This window comes from Sporosarcina sp. NPDC096371, from assembly GCF_044762865.1.
Lineage (GTDB): Bacteria > Bacillota > Bacilli > Bacillales_A > Planococcaceae > Sporosarcina.
Map to the genome: position 1 here is coordinate 79,593 of NZ_JBIWFE010000001.1, position 17,162 is coordinate 96,754.

Annotated in this window: 15 protein-coding genes and 1 pseudogene; 11 read left to right on the forward strand and 5 right to left on the reverse strand. The window is 43.6% G+C overall.

Features of this window, described 5'->3' with window-relative positions; all coding sequences use genetic code 11:
• Nucleotides 1–193: 193 nt before the first annotated feature.
• The 5 genes from ACIQ0H_RS00335 to ACIQ0H_RS00355 all read left to right on the forward strand — a co-directional run bounded on the left by ACIQ0H_RS00335 (nt 194) and on the right by ACIQ0H_RS00355 (nt 6,293).
• Nucleotides 194–898: a response regulator transcription factor gene (locus ACIQ0H_RS00335; RefSeq protein ID WP_403409275.1), complete on the forward strand. Its 705-nt coding sequence runs from the start codon at nt 194–196 to the stop codon at nt 896–898.
• Nucleotides 895–1,947 carry a sensor histidine kinase gene (locus tag ACIQ0H_RS00340; RefSeq protein ID WP_403409278.1) on the forward strand — a complete coding sequence of 351 codons (1,053 nt, stop codon included), beginning with the start codon at nt 895–897 and terminating at the stop codon, nt 1,945–1,947. Before ACIQ0H_RS00335 ends, ACIQ0H_RS00340 begins: the two co-directional genes overlap by 4 nt.
• Nucleotides 1,898–2,680, forward strand: a complete 783-nt coding sequence (locus ACIQ0H_RS00345; RefSeq protein WP_403409281.1) for an ABC transporter ATP-binding protein — start codon at nt 1,898–1,900, stop codon at nt 2,678–2,680. Before ACIQ0H_RS00340 ends, ACIQ0H_RS00345 begins: the two co-directional genes overlap by 50 nt.
• Nucleotides 2,652–4,595 carry an FtsX-like permease family protein gene (locus tag ACIQ0H_RS00350; RefSeq protein ID WP_403409284.1) on the forward strand — a complete coding sequence of 648 codons (1,944 nt, stop codon included), beginning with the start codon at nt 2,652–2,654 and terminating at the stop codon, nt 4,593–4,595. Before ACIQ0H_RS00345 ends, ACIQ0H_RS00350 begins: the two co-directional genes overlap by 29 nt.
• A gap of 144 nt (nt 4,596–4,739) precedes the next feature.
• On the forward strand, nt 4,740–6,293 hold the full coding sequence (locus tag ACIQ0H_RS00355; RefSeq protein WP_403409287.1) for a fatty acid--CoA ligase family protein: 1,554 nt from the start codon (nt 4,740–4,742) through the stop codon (nt 6,291–6,293).
• 1,159 nt (nt 6,294–7,452) lie between these two features.
• Here the strand turns inward: ACIQ0H_RS00355 and ACIQ0H_RS00360 are convergent.
• Nucleotides 7,453–7,581, reverse strand: a complete 129-nt coding sequence (locus ACIQ0H_RS00360) for a hypothetical protein (RefSeq protein WP_403412419.1) — start codon at nt 7,579–7,581, stop codon at nt 7,453–7,455.
• 22 nt (nt 7,582–7,603) lie between these two features.
• Nucleotides 7,604–7,678 (reverse strand): annotated as a pseudogene (locus tag ACIQ0H_RS00365) (hypothetical protein); the annotation flags it as partial.
• Nucleotides 7,679–7,854: 176 nt separating this feature from the next.
• Here ACIQ0H_RS00365 and ACIQ0H_RS00370 point away from each other — a divergent pair.
• On the forward strand, nt 7,855–8,934 hold the full coding sequence (locus ACIQ0H_RS00370) for a CotH kinase family protein (RefSeq protein WP_403409290.1): 1,080 nt from the start codon (nt 7,855–7,857) through the stop codon (nt 8,932–8,934).
• Nucleotides 8,935–9,133: 199 nt separating this feature from the next.
• Here the strand turns inward: ACIQ0H_RS00370 and ACIQ0H_RS00375 are convergent, their stop codons facing one another.
• Entirely contained in the window at nt 9,134–10,015 is an 882-nt protein-coding gene (locus ACIQ0H_RS00375; protein ID WP_403409293.1) for a LysR family transcriptional regulator, read from the reverse strand.
• A 106-nt stretch (nt 10,016–10,121) separates the two neighbouring features.
• Here ACIQ0H_RS00375 and ACIQ0H_RS00380 point away from each other — a divergent pair, with 106 nt between their 5' ends.
• A complete protein-coding gene (locus ACIQ0H_RS00380) occupies nt 10,122–11,210 on the forward strand; it encodes a citrate synthase/methylcitrate synthase (RefSeq protein WP_403409296.1) in 1,089 nt (362 codons plus the stop codon).
• Between the two features lie 65 nt (nt 11,211–11,275).
• Here ACIQ0H_RS00380 and ACIQ0H_RS00385 read toward each other — a convergent pair whose 3' ends face one another.
• Nucleotides 11,276–12,412, reverse strand: coding sequence for a Rossmann-fold NAD(P)-binding domain-containing protein (locus ACIQ0H_RS00385; RefSeq protein WP_403409299.1), 1,137 nt, complete (start codon nt 12,410–12,412; stop codon nt 11,276–11,278).
• Between the two features lie 170 nt (nt 12,413–12,582).
• On the opposite strand from ACIQ0H_RS00385, the gene ACIQ0H_RS00390 reads away from it, so the two are divergent.
• The 4 genes from ACIQ0H_RS00390 (at nt 12,583) to ACIQ0H_RS00405 (ending at nt 16,354) form a co-directional block, all read left to right on the forward strand.
• On the forward strand, nt 12,583–14,559 hold the full coding sequence (locus ACIQ0H_RS00390) for a S9 family peptidase (protein ID WP_403409302.1): 1,977 nt from the start codon (nt 12,583–12,585) through the stop codon (nt 14,557–14,559).
• 16 nt (nt 14,560–14,575) lie between these two features.
• On the forward strand, nt 14,576–15,121 hold the full coding sequence (locus tag ACIQ0H_RS00395) for a GNAT family N-acetyltransferase (protein WP_403409306.1): 546 nt from the start codon (nt 14,576–14,578) through the stop codon (nt 15,119–15,121).
• Entirely contained in the window at nt 15,118–15,657 is a 540-nt protein-coding gene (locus ACIQ0H_RS00400; RefSeq protein WP_403409309.1) for an SF0329 family protein, read from the forward strand. The genes ACIQ0H_RS00395 and ACIQ0H_RS00400 overlap by 4 nt, the downstream gene beginning before the upstream one ends.
• A gap of 283 nt (nt 15,658–15,940) precedes the next feature.
• On the forward strand, nt 15,941–16,354 hold the full coding sequence (locus ACIQ0H_RS00405; protein ID WP_403409312.1) for a DUF1761 domain-containing protein: 414 nt from the start codon (nt 15,941–15,943) through the stop codon (nt 16,352–16,354).
• 29 nt (nt 16,355–16,383) lie between these two features.
• On the opposite strand, the gene ACIQ0H_RS00410 is transcribed toward ACIQ0H_RS00405, so the two are convergent.
• A complete protein-coding gene (locus tag ACIQ0H_RS00410) occupies nt 16,384–17,157 on the reverse strand; it encodes a hypothetical protein (RefSeq protein ID WP_403409315.1) in 774 nt (257 codons plus the stop codon).
• Nucleotides 17,158–17,162: the final 5 nt, after the last annotated feature.

Below are 17,162 nucleotides of genomic sequence, written 5' to 3' on the forward strand. Positions count from 1 at the left end.
ATCTCCCGCGCACAAAGAGGAGTCTCCCGCGCGCAAAGAGGAGTCTCCCGCGTGCAAAGAGGAGTCTCCCGCGCACAAAGAGGAATCTCCCACGCGCAAAGCGAGCCCACCCACGCCACTCCCCCCGCGTCCCACACGCAAAATTCCGATTTCTGGGTTATACTAAAAATAACTGTGAAGGGGGATTAAACAGATGGAAAACCACCGTATTTTTATCGTGGAAGACGATAGGAAAATTGCACAACTGTTAGCTGATACACTAAGGAAATACCAATATGACGTCGCAATTGTGGAAGACTTTGAGCGCGTCACAGAAGAATGTCTAGCATTCAATCCACATCTTATTTTGCTCGACATCAATTTGCCTTCATATGATGGCTATTATTGGTGTCGTCAACTTCGTCAACATACCACATGTCCTATATTATTCATTTCCGCGCGTTCTGGTGACATGGACCAAGTATTTGCACTGGAAAATGGCGGCGATGATTTTATCACGAAACCTTTCCATTATGAAATCGTCCTTGCAAAAATAAGAAGTCATTTGCGCAGAACGTTTGGTGAATACGCACCGAACCAATCTGAACGGACTGTCAAGGCGGGCATGTTGCATGTCTATATTGAACGGATGGAATTACATGTTAGAAATAACGTCGTTCCCTTACAAAAGAAGGAATGCGTCATCTTAGAACTACTCATCGATGCTGCGCCAAAAGTGGTATCGCGTGAAAAGTTATTGGAGGAACTATGGGACGACCAATCCTTTGTCGATGAAAATACCTTAAACGTTAATATGACCCGTGTTCGTAAAAAAATGGCTGATTACGGTATTCTGTCCTCTATCGAAACCGTGCGCGGCGCAGGGTATCGTTTTTTATTGGCGCCGGAGGAATCATGAACAAGGTTAAACTGTTTTTACAAGAACATGTGTCGTATTTATTGTTTCAAATGATGCTCGTATTATTTATCTTGCTGTTATATTGGCTGGATGGCTTCCGTAATTTTAATACCGCTGTGTATGCCATCAGTATGAGCATGTTGCTAACTGCGGGGTATCTACTCGGTAAATTTATCATGAGGCGGTCCTTTTACGCGGCCATCACACGCAAGCCAGACAAGATGGAAGATGCGCTCATTCGCCATGCCCAAGCACCGGAACATAAGCAAACAACGGATTTTACTCGTGACTTATATAAGCTGTACCAAAAAGAAGTGCAACTGTTGTATGCTTCTCAGCATCGGCAACTCCATTTTATGAACCAATGGGTACATCAGATGAAAACCCCGATTTCGGTCATTGGCTTGTTATTACAGGAAGAAGATGATTTGGACCGCGAGAGTATCAATGAAGAAATTGACAAACTACGAGTTGGGCTTGATGCCGTACTCGTCAATGCGCGACTTGAAACGTTTGAACAAGATATGCAAATTGAGCGAGTTGTGCTGAAAACAGCCGTGCAGGAAATGATTACAGAACACAAGCGTTTGTTCATTACAAATGGTGTGTTTCCTGTTATTTCGATTGATGAAAAATTCACCGTTGCGACGGATATCAAATGGTTGAAAATTGTTATTGGGCAGTTCATTACTAATGCGGTGAAATATACATTTGAGCAAGGAAAGAAAGTCCATATAACCGCATCTAGTACAGAGGGTGGACTGCAGCTGATGATTCGCGATGAAGGAATTGGGATTCCCTCATCGGACTTGAACCGTGTGACGAAAGCTTTCTTCACGGGTGAAAATGGACGTCTGACGGGTGAATCGACTGGTATGGGGCTGTATATTGCATCGGAAGTCTGTAACAGACTCGGGCATCCATTGGACATTACATCAGAACTTGGAACGGGTACAACAGTGACAGTGCTCTTTAAAAATGGAGAGGTGGGTGAAGTGGATGACACGGAACACAATCGTAGAATTGACGGAAGTGACGAAAATCTATGAGGGAAAAGTGATGCACCGAGCTTTGAACCGCCTCGATTTTGAAGTCGAGGAAGGAGAATTTGTTGCGGTGATGGGACCTTCGGGGAGTGGCAAAACAACGTTGTTGAATTTGATTTCAACGATTACCGTGCCGACCTATGGACGTCTTATGATCAATGGCATTGAGCCGGAAGCACTTGGCCAGAATGATTTAGCCTTATTTAGACGACGTACTTTGGGATTTGTCTTTCAAGATATCAACCTTCTTCAAATGTTGACGGTAGAAGAGAATCTCGTTTTGCCGCTGACGCTTGATGGGATTGCTGTGAAGGAAATGGAAAAGCGTGTGACGGAAGTGGCAAAGGGACTCGATTTGTCGGACATTCTAAACCGGAGACCCGATGAGTTGTCTGGGGGACAAGCCCAGCGAACGGCGATTGGACGGGCATTGATTCACAAGCCGAAAATTATTCTCGCGGATGAACCGACTGGAAATCTCGATTCGAAATCAGCTAAGGACGTACTGGAATTGCTAAGTCGAATCAATCAAACCGAGCGGACAACTGTGATTATGGTGACACATGATCCGATTGCCGCTAGTTATTGTGACCGCGTGCTGTTCATTAAGGACGGCGAGTTTTTCAATGAGATTTATAAAGATGAAAGGCGTCAGACATTTTTCCAACGGATTTTGAATGTCTTGTCGCTTCTCGGAGGAAATGTCAATGACCTTTCGTCAGTTCGCTTACCGTAACGTCGTTCGTAATCGACGCATCTATGCAGCCTTTTTCATGGCAAGTGTCTTTTCCGTTATGGTGTTTTTCCTGTATTCGATGCTGCTATTTCACCCAACGATTGAGAATGGTTTCATACAGGAAATCGCCGTCATGGGAATGGGGGCAGCAGAGATCATTTTGTACATTTTCACGGTGTTGTTCTTGTTTTATTCCATGCGGGCATTTTTGCAAGCAAGATCGAAGGAATTCGGTATTTTACTCCATTTAGGCATGGAGAAACGCCAGTTGAATCGTCTTATTTTCACTGAAACGATGTTTATTGGCATGGCGTCCATTGCCGCAGGGACATTTCTTGGCTATATGTTTTCAAAGTTTTTCTTTATGATCGTTCGGGAGATTGTGCTGTTACCGGCCTTACCACTTTACTTTTCATGGCAACCATTTGCGCTGACAATCGGTGCTTTCCTGAGCTTATTTGTCCTCATATCATTCATCGCTCCGGTTTTTATTCGGACGGGGGAAGTGGCAGAGCTAATACAAGGAGAAGCGGGGAATCAAGGCGCGTACGGTTACTCGAAGAGTCGCGGCTATCTCGGGCTGGCATTTCTCGGCATGGCGTATGGGATGGCTGCTATGACGACGACGACGACATACTCGGTGATCATCGGCTTCTTGTATTTCTTGCCACCGCTCGCAACGATTGGAACCTTTTACTTTTTCACAGATTCCTTGCCACTGTTGCTACATAAAATACGAAAACGAAAACGATTATATTGGCATCATTTTTGGTTGCTATCGATTTCAGAAGGCGCCGTCCGATTGCGTGAAAATGCACGTATGTTTTTCATCGTAACAATGGTTTCAACCATCGCATTCATGTCAGTTGGCTTGTTGGCATCCCTCACGTCATTCGCTTCCCAGTACCGTGAAATGCATCCGCTTGGCCTGATTTATAAGAGTGAACAAGATAATGCGTTTGAACGTGAGCATATTACGCAATTGGTCAATGAATTAAATAGTAACAAAATCGATTATTCGCTTATCCGATTTCAAGTGTTGGAACAAACGTCGTCATTCACAGAAAACAGCGTTGCTATATTGAAATTGTCTAACGTCAATTTGTTAGCCTTGTCATTCGGCTATCCAGAAGTTGAATTGGCAGCAGGAGAGGCCTTATTTCTTCCGCCTTCTGTGTCAGCCTATGACCAACTGAAAGACCGTACAGTCACAACGTTTCTCAAAGAAAGTCAAGTGATGGTGAACATTGGCGGGGCCTACCCGTATCAATTGTTTTCGTCCAATTCGATTGCTCCAAATGCGATCATATTAAATGATTCAGATTTTGATATCGTTTATGGGACTGTATTCAGGGAGGGCTTGCATACCTTCGCTTATTACGCTTTTAATGTACCAGATTGGCAGCGGACGAAGGATATTGGACGATCGATTGATGCGTCTGATACGGAGTCGTTTCTAGCAGGTACATCTGAAAAGTTGCGGTATTCATTCACCAATCCTGGTTTGAGCTATTCAGTCATCCGAACAACATTTTCACTGTTGTTATTCATCGGATTGCTATTGGCGGCTGTATTTTTCTTGGCGGCGGGCAGTTTTATTTACTTTAGATTATATACTTCACTTGAGCGTGATCGAAAACAGTTCGATGTGCTTCGTCGCATGGGGACCACGGATCGTGAATTCAAAAAAATCGTTAACCGTCAATTGATCCCACAATTTTTCTTCCCATGGGGCGTGGCACTTGTTCATAGTTCGTTTGCATTCCTATCACTACAAGTATTTTGGGATGCGCTCGCGGAAATATCGATTGTTAAAGAACTTGTGTTTGTGTTGACAGGATTTACACTGATGCAAATCATCTATTTTTATCTCATACGCTGGCGCTATCTCGCACATATTAAAGTCCCAGGGTGAAAGATACAAGGTGTTGCGTCAAGATAATACAATACTATGTGTCTTCCCGTCTAGTATTGTATTATCTGAACTTTTCTTATATAATGATTACGATAGACTGATGAATGAATATTCACTCATTTAATCAAAGAAGGAGTTGTCCTCATGAATTTAGTTTCACGAGTGTACGAAACCGCAATGACGCAACCGGACAAAATTGCTTATCATTTTATGGGACAAGAGACATCGTATGCAGAGTTTGACGAGTCAGTATCCAAGTTCGCTTCAGCATTGCAAAGTCTTGGCATTGAACAAGGGGACAATGTTGCCTTTCTACTTGGCAATACGCCACATTTTTTGATTTCACTCTACGCGACGATGCGAATCGGCGCAACCGCAGTTCCCATCAATCCAATTTACACGCCAGACGAAATCTCGTATATCTTACATAATAGTGACGCGAAGGCAGTGATTGCACTTGATCTTTTACTGCCATTTGTGGAGCAGGCGGCGGGGGCATTCCCAACCGTTCAACACTATGTAATTTGCGAAACAGTTCCTGAAACACCCGTAAAAATGGCCGCACTACCCGAAGCGGTGAAAATGAAAGTCCATTCATTCGCACAACTGATGTCGGGAGGGAAACCACGTGTCAAGCCCGTTGCGATGGATGAAAGTGAAACCGCTGTCATTTTATATACGTCAGGCACGACAGGACAACCAAAAGGGGCGATGCTGACACATGGCAACTTGTATTCCAACGCCCGTGATGTCGCGGATTACCTAGGCTACTCGGAAAGTGATCGCATTGTAGCGACACTACCCGTCTTTCACGTGTTCGCCTTAACAGTGGTTGTCAATGCACCACTCGTAAAGGGGGCAACGATCTTACTTGTACCACGATTTTCACCGGCAGATGTCTTTCAAATCGTCAAAGAAAGACAGGCTACCATATTTGCAGCTGTGCCAACGATGTACAATTTTCTGTATCAACACCCAGACAGTGATCCGACAGATTTCAAATCCATTCGAACTGCCATCTCGGGCGGAGCATCATTACCTGTCGCATTGCTCCATAATTTCGAAGAGAAATTCGACGTACGCATCTCGGAAGGATACGGCTTGTCCGAGGCTTCACCCGTCACCTGTTTCAATCCGCTTGATCGTGATCGAATTCCAGGATCCATTGGCACCAACATCGTCAACGTTGAAAACAAAGTGGTTAATGAGTTGGGGGATGAAGTACCAGATGGCGAGGTTGGCGAACTGATTGTACGCGGCCCGAATGTCATGAAAGGCTACTACAAAATGCCAGAAGAAACCGAAGCCGCTATTCGAGACGGCTGGCTGTATACAGGCGATATGGCAAAACGCGATGAGAATGGCTACTTTTACATCGTTGACCGAAAAAAAGATCTTGTCATCGTTGGAGGCTACAACGTTTATCCACGCGAAGTCGAAGAAGTGTTATTTACGCATCCTGACATTATTGAAGCGGCAGTCGTTGGCTTGCCAGATCCCGATTTCGGCGAGGCTGTTCATGCATTCGTCGTGCTAAAAGAAGCATCATTAGCCACCGCAACTTCCATAACGGCCTACTGTACGGAACGTCTAGCCAAATACAAGGTACCGAAATGTATTGAGTTTTTGGACGAACTACCGAAAAACACAACCGGTAAAATTTTAAGGCGGTCATTGAAAAATCAAGTGAAAATCTGAATCGTTAAGCCTTCCTAGAGCGTGTATAAGGGGGGCTTTTTTTGTTGTACATAACGTCTGTTGATTAACTAAAATCAATCAATAATAATCTTGATCATACACCAGACGCTACGTGTATAGATGCTTTTAGATCGCTATGGATTGAATGACTTCAATGCGATTACCGAGAGGTCTGAGTGTATAAGGATGGTGGTCCTTCATCCGTCGCTCAAAGCACAGATACACGAAGTACTGAATATTGTTGGGAAGTAAAAATAATATGCTCCTTACCTGGAGAGGAGCCGCCAAAGATACAATTTTGTCGGCTGATGCTTTCTCTATGATTTTTTATATTAATGAAGTGTCACTTTCTATAAAACATCATAGGGTAGGAATTGTAGTGCATTTCTCCTTTGATTAGATGCATACTCTTTGCTTAAAGTAAGAAAGAGACTCATTGTCCAACGTACTAGAGTGACCGAAATTGTATCTTCGGGCACTTACACTCTTTATAGAAAATCATCTATTCTATTCTTTTTAAGAAACTGCATTTTTCACTTGAACATGGTAGGCACGTGAAAGGCAATTGATCGTAGCAGGATAACCGAAAGTATGGCTAGAAATGACGAAGTCATTTCTAGCCATACTGGGGTCCCCCCCGTAAATCTGTCATGATTAATTCGCCGTATGCGGACCGAAAATGGTCCAGTGAAAATAGGGGTTTTCAAGCCCTTCTCATTAGTATTTTATGCAAGAAAATGGCTAATCAACAGAAGTGTTTGTACATAAAACTAAAAACGGCAATTACTACATCAGATTCGTCGTTTGGCTCATCAATTTCATACGATAAAGTATAACTGAAAAGGACTATGGAGTAAGTGGTTGTGCGCCAACCTACCCGATAGTCCATATTCAATCCACTCATCCAAAGTAAAGTAGCATAACAATCGCTTTTCAGTCTACTAAAAAGAGGTTATCTTATGGCGGTGTTACCAGCGATCTCGCCGGAAAACGCCTCCGCAACAGCGCTGATTACAGCGATGCGAATTTGAAGATCTTCGGTTGCAACAAATGCGTCGGTTATTGTTCGTCCGGTGGCAAGAGCGTCGTCTCGATTGCTTCAGAACGCGACAAGTACAACGATTGCGATTCCCTGCAGCGTGGCAAGTACAGCAAGTTCTCACAGGTCTTTGGTTGCGAGTCGTACGTCGATTTCTAGTTGTACGACGTTGGTTGCGAGTCGTACGTCGATTTCTGCTTGTGCGGCGTCGGTTGCATTTATTGCATCCGCTACGATTTGAACGACCACGATTACTAAAAGGTTCTTGGAACAGGAAATCACCTAGTCCAGAGTTTCTTGCATTGTCAACTGCCCGGTGTATATGATCCATAGAAAAATCAGACATTATCCCCTAACCTCCTTTCTTTTTGGTTGAAGAGAACATTATCTCCCCTTCTATAAGGTACGTGGCTGTCCTAGGAGGGCTAGAGACAATCGCTTACTCCTTGCCGATTAATTAATTGGTAGCATCTTTGCCTGTTTGGTCATACGGATAACTAAACAGGCAAAGGAAGCGTGTGTATGCAAATTCCTGAATATCAGCTCTTTATTCACCCTTCAGATAGAAGTGAACTCCGAAAAGATATTTGGCTTGAGGACCCGGTTGCCGCCAAGCTTACGGTTCATAAAAAGAAATATGAGATTGACTTAACTTATCGAGGCTCCCATATTCGAGATTTTCACAAGAAATCCTATGCAATTTCCTTTTATAAACCAAAAATGTTTCGACAGGTACAAGAACTGCATTGGAATGCTGAATTTAAAGATCCTTCGTTAATAAGGAATAAGTTATCTTTTGATTTCTTTGAGGAGATAGGTTGTTTGGCGCCGACATCACGCTTCGTTTTTTTGAAGATTAATGGGGTGAATGAGGGGCTTTATTTAGAACTGGAATCAGTGGATGAATGCTTTCTGAGGAATCGCGACCTACCAAAAGGACCGATTTTCTACGCGGTAGATGGGGATGCCAACTTTTCGTTAATGAGTGATCTTGAAAAGAAAGTGAAGGAATCTCTAAAGCTTGGCTATGAGCAAAAATGTGGTGGGGAGCAGGATGAAATTGAATTACAAAAAATGATCTTTGCCATTAATACCATTTCAAAAGAGGAATTCGAGACTGAAATTGTGAAGTATATCAATGTCGACCAATACTTGCGTTGGTTAGCTGGAGTCGTTTTTACTCAAAACTTTGATGGTTTTGTTCATAACTATGCCCTGTATCAGAATGGGGAAACAGGGCTATTTGAAGTGATTCCGTGGGATTACGATGCGACATGGGGGCGAGATGTTGATGGGGAAGTCATGGAGGAAGACTATTTAAGAATCCAAGGATTTAATACACTCACTGCACGCATTCTCGATGTGAAAACGTTTCGAATTCACTATAAAAGCCTATTGGAAGAGATTTTAAGCAGTATATTTACTGTAGAGCATCTACAACCGAAAATCCAAGCATTACATGATTTGATTAGACCCTATATGGAAAAGGATCCTTATGAAAAGGACAATTTGCAGTTGTTTGATCAGGAACCGGCGTTTATCTGTCATTATATTGAAGCGCGGGGGGAGTATATTAGAAGTCAATTAGACACGTTGGATTAGATATGGTGAATTTATAATCTCCAGCGAAGGCGCCTTACAGCGGGAGGCATGCCCTAGCGCCGAGCGTTTTTAGTAAGATACTTTATTTCAACATATATAGATAAAAAGCAGAAAACCCTTTCCATTGCGGAGAGGGTTTTGAATTTGATTAATAGGCAAGGATCTGTTTTGTGAAAGAAGTGAAATCGTCCAAGTAAACTTAGCCAAAATAATACCTAGCAATCTGATCTATAAATTCTTCCTCAAGCTCGCCTTTCTTTTTCACAATGATATAGGTAGAAACAGTCGGCAAGTTGAACAGGTTGAAATGGGGTTGCATGAGTTTTCCTTCAATCAGTTCACGTCGGACGATCGAGTGGGGCAGGAAGGAAACGCCGAGCCTTTCCTGGATGAAGCGTTTGGCGATATGCGCTTGTGTCACTTTCATCGTTCGGATACCCGGGATCTGTTTGTTCAGCTTAAACAGTAAGTCATCCCAAAAGACCGGATGGTGGTGTGTCAATAAATAATGATTGCGGAGCACGTCCGTCAGATCAATCGGGGGACCGCTTTCTTCATCGTACTGATCAGTTGGCGTGATGAAAAGAATGGGATCCTCATACATATGAATCGATTCAATATTTTTGAACGTAGCATCCAGCGCGGAGATGCCAAGATGGACGTCTCCATTATCGACAAGCTGTTCGATGGTTTCGGATTCTTCGATGCGAATGGAGATTTCAATATCTTTGTGCCGCTCGATGAATGCCCGCAAAAAATAAGGCAAAATAGTTTCTGCCATTAACGGTGAAATGGCGATGGTCCAGTTCCGGCGGTAGCCTTGCGAAAATGAATGCATGCGATGGACACTGGCATCGACATCATTGGTGAGCCGTACAGCTTCCGGATAAAAAACTTTGCCAGCATCCGTCAAAGTAACGCGGTTGTTCACTCGGTCAAAAAGTTTCGTACCCAGTTGTTCTTCGAGAAGGCGGATATGGACAGTGACACTTGGTTGGGACAACAGCAATTTCTCGGAAGCTTTGCGGAAGTTCAATGTTTCGGCGGCGACAATAAACGTTTTCATCCATTGATAATCCATTAGGTAGCTCCTCTTTGATTAAAAATAGTAATCATTTTAATGAAAAACATTCAATTTCTATAATCATACCTCCGCTTTATACTAAAGGAAAGAAGGAGGAGTTTATATGTTTCAAAAAGGGTTGAAAGATGTTGTGGCAGTTCATACGGAAATTGCGTCTGTTGATGGTGAGAAGGGAGAATTGCGGTATCGAGGCATTGGTGTAGGCAATCTCCTACCAACTCATTCGTTTGAAGAAGTTGCTTACTTCCTGTGGAATGGACGTATTCCAAGCGAAGAAGAGAGCAGAACATTAAATGAAAAAATGCTAGCAGGCCGAGTACTTCCCGAGCATATCATCGCAATTATTGATGCGTTTCCTAGGGAGATGCTATTGATGGATGCAATGCGGACGGCAATTTCTGCATATGCACACGCTGATTTTACCCGTAAGTCGATTGAGGACCAGGCCATCCTACTGACAGCAGCTCTTCCAGTAATCATCGCACGCCATTATAGAAATCAACAGGAGCAACCGATTGTAGAAGCAAATCCCGCTTTGTCTCATACGGCGAATTATTTATGGATGCTGACGGGCGAACTCCCGAATGACGTGCAAGTTGAGGCACTCGAAACGTATTTGAAATTAACGATGGAGCATGGTTTAAACGCCTCTACCTTTGCGGCACGCGTCACTATTTCAACAGAGTCGGATATCACATCAGCCGTCACGTCGGCCATTGGCACGATGAAAGGACCGTTACATGGAGGCGCGCCCTCGGCTGTCATTGAATTATTAGAGGAGATTGGCACACCAGAAAATATTCGTCCAGTTGTAGAAAAGAAAATGACAAGTGGTGAACGGATTATGGGATTTGGCCATCGGATTTATAAAACGGAAGATCCACGATCCATTTTATTGAGGGATACATGTATCAGTCTGTCGGGGCAAGACGAATGGCTAGATTTAGCAACCGCTGCCGAAAAAGAAATCATCGCTTTATTGGCAACGTACAAACCGGGGCGGAAACTGTATACCAACGTCGAATTTTATGCGGCTGCCATTATGCGCTCCATCGATATGCCGCCTGTGCTTTTTACACCGACATTTAGCGCGGCGAGGATTGTTGGTTGGACGGCACATGCGATGGAACAATCGAATGACAACACGATTTTCCGCCCGCAATCCGTGTATACAGGCGAATGGATCGATTGAAGCTATGCTATTCCATAGAAAAACTCCAGCTACATCATCGCTTTGAAGACGTAACTGGAGTTTTTTTATTCTACATACCATTGTTGTGTTGCTAACCAAAATCCAGTTACCTTACCCGATTCGTCACTGTCCACTTTCAAACGATAGTCTCCGACATGAAAAATGGTATAATTCGAAACTTCTATATCGTCATATCCACTATCAACAGGTTTCCCAAAAATGGAGATAATAGAATCAATATCATTTGTAACCATCCCACCGTTTAGGGTGATAAAGGTAATCTTACGTGTTTGTTCATCATAAAAATAACTGCTACCGCCGGGAAATGCATAATAAAGACCGCCTTCATAATAATCATGGTTAAGGTAATCCGGAGATTGATTTAACACCTCATCAATGGATTTTCCTAGATGAATGGTGTTTTCAAGAAGCATTCCTTTTTTGACCGACTCTGCAAAGTCATTTGTCAATGTGATGTGAGGAAATGCGATATATTCAGCTTCGTGTTCATGCCATAATTTCGCATGATATTCACCAGATTCCCACCCATAGGCATCATCGCGTACATATTGTGTCGTGTCATAAGTCGTAAAGCTGTGATTCGCCGCATTCCACTGCCAAGTCGTATAGAACCAGCCGATGCCTTTTTGGCCATCATTATGATAAATATACGTTTGTAAATAGTGGTCTTCAATGAATTTCACTTGATCACCCGTAATGGAGAGTTGTTGCTCATCATCAAAAGTGACTTGCCGCATCTTCCCATCCGTATAACTCCACATCGTAAGTATGCCGTCATCGACTCCATCAGGTGCAATCCAGGTAATCATTGTTTTATCGCCGAATGTATACTGTTGGAAAGAGGATTCGTCAAAATTGACGCTTACATTCTCCAAGTCCTTTGCTAGCTGTTCCTGCAAAACACCATGCGCACCATCTACTTCTGCCAAATAGAATGCCAGAGGTTTCTCCTCGTCTTCGACAAGGTAAAGCTCTGCAGTATGCTCACCATCCACTACCTCCCACGAATAAAGGGCCATTTCTTTTATTTTTTCAATAGGCATCGTTTCCTGTTCGACTGGATTGTCGTCGACTTCGGTGGTTGGAGGATCTTTCTTAACCGGTTGTTTTTCGGCTTCCTCTTGACAGGCAGATAAAAGAAAAATACTACAAATAAGTAGTGCAATCGAATGTAGTTTCACTTTTTTACTCCCTTTCCATATTTATAATAAAAATACATTACTCTTCCTAGTATACCAAAGAACCCATCAGAAAGATGACAGCTTGTGAACCAGTTTTTCCCCACGAAAAAAGGGAAACTCCTACGAGTGTCGAAATAAGTAGACAGAGAATAGAAATGGGGGAATGAACGATGACAAAACGTACATTACAAGTAGATGATTTGTTCAAATTACAGTCTGTGACGGATCCACAGCTGGCGCCTAACGGCCAGGAAGCGGTGTTTGTGCGCACGCTTATTGAGGAAGAGGACAATCAGTACGTGTCGAATTTATGGCACATCGATTTGGCATCAAATGAAGTGACCCAGTGGACGCATGGCAAGGGTAGCGTATCGTCACCTAAATGGTCAGCCGATGGCAAGCAGGTTGCATTTTTATCGGATCGTGAAGACAAGAACCAAGTATTCATCTTGTCTGCAAGAGGCGGGGAAGCGAAAAAATTGACGACGTTTGACAGAGGCGTGTCAAGCTTCCTTTGGTCCCCATGCGGACATAAAATATGGGTCAATGCAGTGGTCAAAGAAGACCAGACTTTCACAGATAAAGAAGAAAAAGATGACAAGAAAAAGCCAGAGCCATACCGCGTGACGAAAATGAAGTATCAAATGGACGGTACTGGACTGTTACCACAAGATACGTACAAGCAGATTGGTGTTGTCGACATCGAAACAGGAGATGTGACACAGTTCACAGAAGGCAATTTTCAGCATGGATTACAAGCGATCTCACATGACGGCAAAAAGTTGGTCATCGGTGTAAATCGACAAGACAATTTAGATTATGAATTCCGCCAACCGCTATTCATTGTTGATATCGAGACGAAAGAAGAAACGATTTTGATGGATGAAGAAGGGTATTATGGGGGCGCCAGTTTTTCATACGACGATCGCTACATCGCGTTTGTCGGCTCAGACCGCACCTTCCAAAATGCAACGCATGACGACTTATTCGTCTATGATATGCAAGACGGGACACTAGTGAATGTGACAGAAGGCATTGATGCACCTGTTGGGGACTATTCGGTTGCGGACCATCAGCAAGGGGCGAATGCGCCAGCAGCTGTTTGGACGCAAGGCAACCAGCTGTATTTCCAACTGTCGACGATGGGGGATATCCAACTGTATTTTGCGACACTTGAAGGGGAAGTTTATCCGGCTACACCAGACAACGAACATGTCTATGGCTATGCGGTTCCGGCCAATGGTGAATTTGCGCTAATTGCGGTCAGCAGTGCTGTAAACCCAGGCGAACTGTACAAACAGACCATCGCAACAGGTGAACGACAAGCCCTTACTTCATTCAATACAGCGTATTTGGACGAAGTGGAACTTGTCGAACCGGAAGCGATTGTCTATCAAGGTGCAAATAATTGGGATGTTAACGGGTGGTTGATGAAACCAGCGGGGTACGTCGAAGGGCAGAAATATCCACTGATTGTCGAAATACATGGCGGACCACATGCGATGTATGCGAATACGTTCTTCCATGAATTGCAGCTATTGGCGGCGCAAGGATATGGTGTCTTGTATGTCAATCCACGCGGTAGCCACGGATATAGTCAGGAGTTTGTAGATGCAGTGCGCGGCGATTACGGCGGTGGAGATTATGCGGATATCATGGCCGGATTGGACTTCGTCATCGGGGAAAATGACTGGATCGATACGGATCGTCTTGGTGTCACAGGCGGGAGCTATGGCGGCTTTATGACGAACTGGATTGTCGGTCATACGAATCGATTTAAAGCGGCAGTTACGCAGCGTTCGATTTCCAATTGGATTAGCTTCTTTGGCGTGTCTGATATCGGGTATTACTTTAGCGATTGGCAAATTGGCACAGACATGACCGACGTGGATAAGCTGTGGGAACATTCACCGTTGAAATATGCGAAGAATGTCGAGACACCGCTATTAATTCTCCACGGTGAAAAAGATTTCCGTTGCCCAATTGAACAGGCGGAGCAACTGTACATTACATTAAAGAGCATGGGTAAAGAAACAGAATTTGTTCGCTTCCCAGATGCTAGCCATAACTTATCGCGCACCGGTACGCCGAACTTGCGCATTGCAAGGTTGGATGAGATTACAGGCTGGTTCGCGAAATATCTTTAAGTCCGGAGGAAATGGATTGAGCTATACAACAGAAGGCGTCACGATACGCCCAGTTACCGAACAAGATTTACATCGTATTTGGGAATTGAGTTTCAAAGACGAAAATCCCGAATGGAAAACGTGGGATGCACCTTATTATGAACATCAAGCAATTCCATATGAAAAGTTTTTGGAACGAAAAGACAAGATCATTGCGCAAGATGACTATTGGAACATCGAGGTCGAAGGTAGACTAATCGGTATGGTTAGTTATTATTGGGAACATAAACCTTCTCTGTGGCTTGAAATGGGCATCGTCATTTATGAACCGCAGTATTGGAGTGGCGGCTATGGAACGAAGGCACTCACGATGTGGATCAATCATTTATTCAACGAAATGCCGCTGGTGCGTGTTGGCTATACTACGTGGTCTGGCAATGTCCGGATGATCAAAGTTGGAGAGAAGTTAGGCATGACAATGGAAGCACGCTTACGCAAAGTCCGTTTTTGGAATGGGACGTACTACGACTCAATTCGAATGGGGATTTTACGTGAGGAGTGGGAGGCACAAGGGGCGGAATGAGATGGTCGAAAGTGAAAGTACTGGCGGAAGATTTGCTTTGTGAATCGTTGAAAGGGCGGGTACATTACCAGGCCATTGTCCATCGGAAAAGTCATGATCAGACGGGGAGTTTTCGTGTTACATTTGATGGAGTGGAGATATTTCGGGCATCAGATATACCCTATAACTTGGCAGCAACGATACGTGGAGAGGAACTGACTGTAGAGAGGGCATTGGCACCACTTGTAATGAGTGATTGGCGGACAATGTTTGCATCAGAAGAGTTGAAACATCTACACGCAGCCCATGACGATGCGGAAGTTGAAGTAAAGAATCGTGGTATATTCCCAGGATGGGAAGTGAAACGTCTCCTCTTTGATTACATGCATATGTCGATTGAGGAAGCCATGATCCATGAACACCCTTTTGTACGCGCCATCTCTCTATTCGACAGGCGTCTTGGGAAAAGACGCCTTGCCAACATTAATCCGGAACAAGAAAGTACATGGGTCAAGAAGTTTTATGATATACGAATGATGGCAGATGCAGGAATGTAGTAGCTTAGCTAGGCACTGGATGAATAACATTCTCTCCAGTGCCTAGCCTTTTTGTATACGATCAATCCAAAGGTCCAATTTGCGACATGCCCGCCAGTTCGGTCATTCGTCTAGTTGGTTCGGTGCTTATCGGGTATTTTGTGACGAAGAATGTTCTTGCCTCCAAAATGGAATGGGATGTCGAAGCTTAGCTAGATCGAACGGTCCAGTTTTTTTAATGAAAGAATTAGCGTAGCCAATGTGGTACAATTCAACCACTATATACAGAGAGGTGGGATGAATTATGGATTTTTCACAAATTAGTATAGTGGCCATCGTACTTGCCGTACTTGCGAACATGATTATTGGAGCATTATGGTATTCACCAATTCTTTTCGCGAACGTGTGGATGAAAAGTCTTGGGAAAACCGCGGAAGAGCTTCATGCAAGCAATGCGAATATTGGATATGGGCTTACAACACTCGCCGGCGTCGTCACCGCAATCATTTTATCATTATTCTTGTCAATGTCGGATTCCATTACGATTGGTACAGGCGCATTAATTGGATTTTTGGCTGGCGCGGGGATTGCAAGTGCGCGCGAACTGTCACCAACCTTTTTCGAAGGAAGAAAATACACGCTGTTTTTTATTAGCGCAGGCTATCATATCGTTTCGTTAACCATCATGGGAATTATACTTGCGTTTTTCATGAAATAAAAAAATGAGCACTGCAATTGTGCTCATTTTTAATTCCTCTCATAGTACGGAGGCCTATTGCCATCTCCGGTTGTGGCAGTTTGCCCATGCCGGTTAACTTGATAAGAGAAGGACCAAGAACCTTTTACAGTCCCTTTACTCCAATCTTCCTTGAAAGTAACGATATAATCATCATTACCAATATTCTTGGCATTTGTTTCTCGTATAACTTGATAACCATCAATCATACCTTCCCATTCACCAATTTCTTTAGGGAAATGATCAATGTCCGATCCTCCTCCAGAAGCTGCATATTCAACTGCATCCTCTTTTGTAAAAGGAGGCATGGGAGGGGAAGTCATCTGAAAATATCCCCATAAGACTAAAACCAACACAATCGGTACAAGTACAAACCGTTTTACGGGTTTGCTCTTCGACATTCTTCTACCTATCCATTTATCGATAATCGCATAGAACAAAGCGATGAGCATTCCAGTTATGGCAAGTAATTTTACTCGAAAAAGCAGTTCACTCGCTAAGCCGAAAATGGCAAGGACTACAATATATATCCAATCATGTTGTGGGAAAAATTTTCTTTGTACACACTCGGTGCCGATGGAAATCATGTTGCCGTATACGAGAATCACTAAGCCGATATATATAAAGAAAACGAGAAGCCAACCGAGAAAATCCGTACCTAGTCGGTAGGCATCACCTATAGATTCTTTTATGGTGAAAAAAGCAAAGGGTATCGCAGGAATAATTGTGGCAACAAAAGTAGCGATTACTTTTCTTATAATAAGGCTTTCTAGTTGAGTTCGCATAGACT